Below are 3,344 nucleotides of genomic sequence, written 5' to 3' on the forward strand. Positions count from 1 at the left end.
CCAGCGGGGGACTGGTCTGGATGGGCTACGCAGCGCTTATGATGATGATCCCGCTCTGGATCACACTGATCATTGGACGGCTCTGGCTCCGGCTGGACTACTTCACCCTCCTCGGCTACGTGGCGGGGAGTATGACCTTTGCGCCGGCGCTCTCCCTCACCCCGGATGCGACGAAGAATAACATCCCCTCCGTCCGCTACGCCACCATCTACCCGCTCACCCTCTTCCTCCGAGTTATGGCGGCCCAGTGGATGGTTCTACTCCTCTCCTAACTCCCGGGACTCAGTTTGTCATACTCCGCAGGGGTGTCTTGTCGACAAGGCACCCCTGCTTGCGTTTCCGACGAGGACGGACGAAAATGGAGGACGGACGAAAATGGGTACCTTTGGACATCAGAGCAAGAATTTGAAAGCAAAGCAATGACCGAGATCCTGCACTTCACCAAGATGGAGGCCCTGGGCAACGACTACATCTACATCGATCGTGACCGCTACCCCTCCCTCGACTATCCGGCAATCGCCCGGCGCTACTCCGACCGCCACACCGGCATCGGGGACGATGGCGTGGTGACCTACTCCCGGCACGATGCAGAGAGCTTCGAGATGCATATATACAATAAGGACGGCTCCGAGGCGGAGATGTGCGGCAATGCGATCCGCTGCGTCGCCAAGCTCCTCCACGAGGATGGGCATACCGAGGAGACCTCCCTTCGCATCCATACCGGGGCTGGACTCCTGACTGTGGATCTCCTATTTGATGAAGAAAAGGAGGTCACCGGAGCGCGTGTCGAGATGGGCATCCCCGAGGTGATCGAGACCCCCGAGATGGTCGAAGGGGTCGAGGGCTACGTCGCAAGCATGGGCAACCCCCACTACGTCGTCCTCTCACAGGAGGACTTCCCCCTCGAGACCAAGGGGCCGCTGCTGGAGCAGAGCCGGTGCTTCCCCGAGGGGACGAATGTGGAGGTGATCCGCCCCATCGACCGACACACCCTCGAGATGCGGGTATGGGAGCGCGGCTCCGGACTGACCCAAGCCTGTGGTACTGGAGCCTGCGCCTCGGCCGCTGTGGCGATCCGCCTCGGGCTGGCGGTCTCCCCTGTCTGCGTACGCATGCCGGGCGGCGATCTGACGATCGAGTGGAGCGGAGAGGAGAGCCGGCCACTCTACATGACCGGACCCGCCACCCGGGTATTTGATGGCACACTTCAGCTAAGATAAATCCCTATGAATCATAAGATCAACACCAATTACCTCAAGCTCCCCGACAGCTACGTCTTCGTGGAGATCAATGACCGTATCGACCGCCACCTCAAGCACCATCCCGATGCCGACCTGATCCGGATGGGCATCGGCGATGTCTCGCTTCCCTTGCCGGATGCCTGCCTACAGGCTATGGCTAAGGCAGTGGAGGAGCTGGGTCACAGCGAGACGATGCACGGCTACGGCCCCGAGGTAGGGCATAAGTTCCTCCGAGAGCGCATCGCCAAGGACTACCGCAGTAAGGGGCTTCCGGTCGACTGGTCGGAGGTCTTCATCAGCGATGGTGCGGGACCGGACGCCTCCAATATCGTCGACATCTTTGACGACAGCGTGATGGTCGCCGTGACCGATCCGGTTTACCCCGCCTACATAGAGACCAATGCTATGATGGGCCGCTGCGGAGAGTACCGCGACGGACGGTGGACGAGGCTGGAGTACCTGCCGTGCAATAAGGAGAATGGCTTTATCCCCCCCCTACCCTCCCGCCACGTCGACCTGCTCTACCTATGCTACCCAAATAACCCGACCGGCACGGTACTCAAGCGGGCTGACCTGCAGCGCTTCGTCGACTACGCCCTCGCTGAGGATGCGGTGATCCTCTTCGACGGAGCCTATGAGGCCTACATCCGGGAGGAGGACGTACCCCACAGCATCTACGAGCTGGAGGGAGCAGATCGGTGCGCGATCGAGTTCCGCAGCTTCTCCAAGTCTGCCGGCTTCACCGGGGTCCGCTGTGGCTACACGGTGGTCCCGCACGCTCTGAAGGCGCACCTCGAGGACGGCTCAGAGGTGGAGCTCAATCGGCTCTGGGCGCGGCGTCAGGGGACGAAGTTTAATGGTGCCTCCTACATCTCTCAGGTCGGTGCCGCCGCCTCCTACCTGCCTGAGGCGCAGGCGCAGATCCGCGACCACGTCGACTACTATCTCGAGAATTGCCGGATGATTCGCGCCGCCTTTGCAGAGCGGGGTATGGAGGTCTTCGGCGGGATCTCGGCGCCCTACATCTGGATCAAGACTCCGGAGAGCCACCCGCAGAGCTGGGACTTCTTCCAGTACCTCCTGGAGGAGAAGGGCGTGGTGGGTACGCCGGGCGTCGGTTTCGGTCCCGAGGGCGAGGGCTACTTCCGCCTCTCCGGCTTCTCCACCCACGAGCTGACGGAGCGGGCGATGAAGCGGATCCTCGGCTGACCCGATGGGCACGCCTGTCGCCGAGAGAGCACGAGAGCAGATCATCATCGGGATAGACCCGGGGACGATCGTGATGGGCTACGCCATCATCGCCGCCCGGGGACGCAAAATGCGGCTCATCGCCATGGGTGTGCTTAAGCTCGACCGCTATGCGAGCAATTACCTCCGCCTGCGCAAGATCCACGAGGGAGTCTCTCAGCTCATTGCTCGCTACCACCCCGATCAGCTGGCGATCGAGGCGCCCTTTTATGGCAAAAACGTACAGAGTATGCTCAAGCTAGGGCGCGCCCAGGGGGCGGCAATCGTCGCAGCTCAGCTCGCTGACCTACCGGTGACGGAGTACCCTCCATCGACAATCAAGAAGATGGTGACCGGCAACGGCAGCGCCTCCAAGGAGCAGGTCGCCTACTACCTCCGCAAGATGCTCTCCATCCCCCCAGAGGCGATGATGGATGCACTCGACGCCACCGACGCCACCGGTGCGGCGGTCTGCCACGTCCTCTCCGCAGGTCGCGGACCGGTCACGGGCGGTCGCTCCTCCTCGTGGCGCGACTACCTCCGCAACCATCCCGACAAGGTCGTCAAGTAAGGGTGCGGAGAACTCGGTGATACGACTTGGTGCAAAGATACGAGGGGAAAGGGAGGGTGTAGTATCGTCTGGTCTTCTTCTGTCTCTTAAGTAAAAGATTTGTCACATCGATGCCAAAGGGGCTGCCTCACTTCTCGGTGAGGCAGCCCCTTTGAGATTGATCTATACTCTAAACCTGTGCCTTAGGCATTGGCTGCGACAACGAGGTCGTCAAGTAATAGCCGATGTTATTTCGTCAGTCTCAGAGGATCACACTACCCCAACCACCAGGGGTGACGCATTTGAGCCTTAAAGTAAAGAAGAGA

Annotated in this window: 3 protein-coding genes and 1 pseudogene; all 4 read left to right on the forward strand. The window is 60.9% G+C overall.

All coding sequences use genetic code 11. The features are described 5' to 3' along the window. Positions 1 to 272 (forward strand): annotated as a pseudogene (locus Q0F21_RS06485) (potassium transporter TrkA); the annotation flags it as partial. Positions 273 to 419: 147 nt separating this feature from the next. After that, positions 420 to 1,220 carry a diaminopimelate epimerase gene (gene dapF, locus Q0F21_RS06490; RefSeq protein WP_297238445.1) on the forward strand — a complete coding sequence of 267 codons (801 nt, stop codon included), beginning with the start codon at positions 420 to 422 and terminating at the stop codon, positions 1,218 to 1,220. A gap of 6 nt (positions 1,221 to 1,226) precedes the next feature. Then, positions 1,227 to 2,450: an LL-diaminopimelate aminotransferase gene (locus Q0F21_RS06495; protein WP_297238447.1), complete on the forward strand. Its 1,224-nt coding sequence runs from the start codon at positions 1,227 to 1,229 to the stop codon at positions 2,448 to 2,450. 4 nt (positions 2,451 to 2,454) lie between these two features. Beyond that, positions 2,455 to 3,039, forward strand: a complete 585-nt coding sequence (gene ruvC / locus Q0F21_RS06500; RefSeq protein ID WP_297238449.1) for a crossover junction endodeoxyribonuclease RuvC — start codon at positions 2,455 to 2,457, stop codon at positions 3,037 to 3,039. The last annotated feature ends 305 nt before the right edge of the window (positions 3,040 to 3,344 follow it).

Source organism: uncultured Porphyromonas sp. (assembly GCF_934359325.1).
Lineage (GTDB): Bacteria > Bacteroidota > Bacteroidia > Bacteroidales > Porphyromonadaceae > Porphyromonas_A.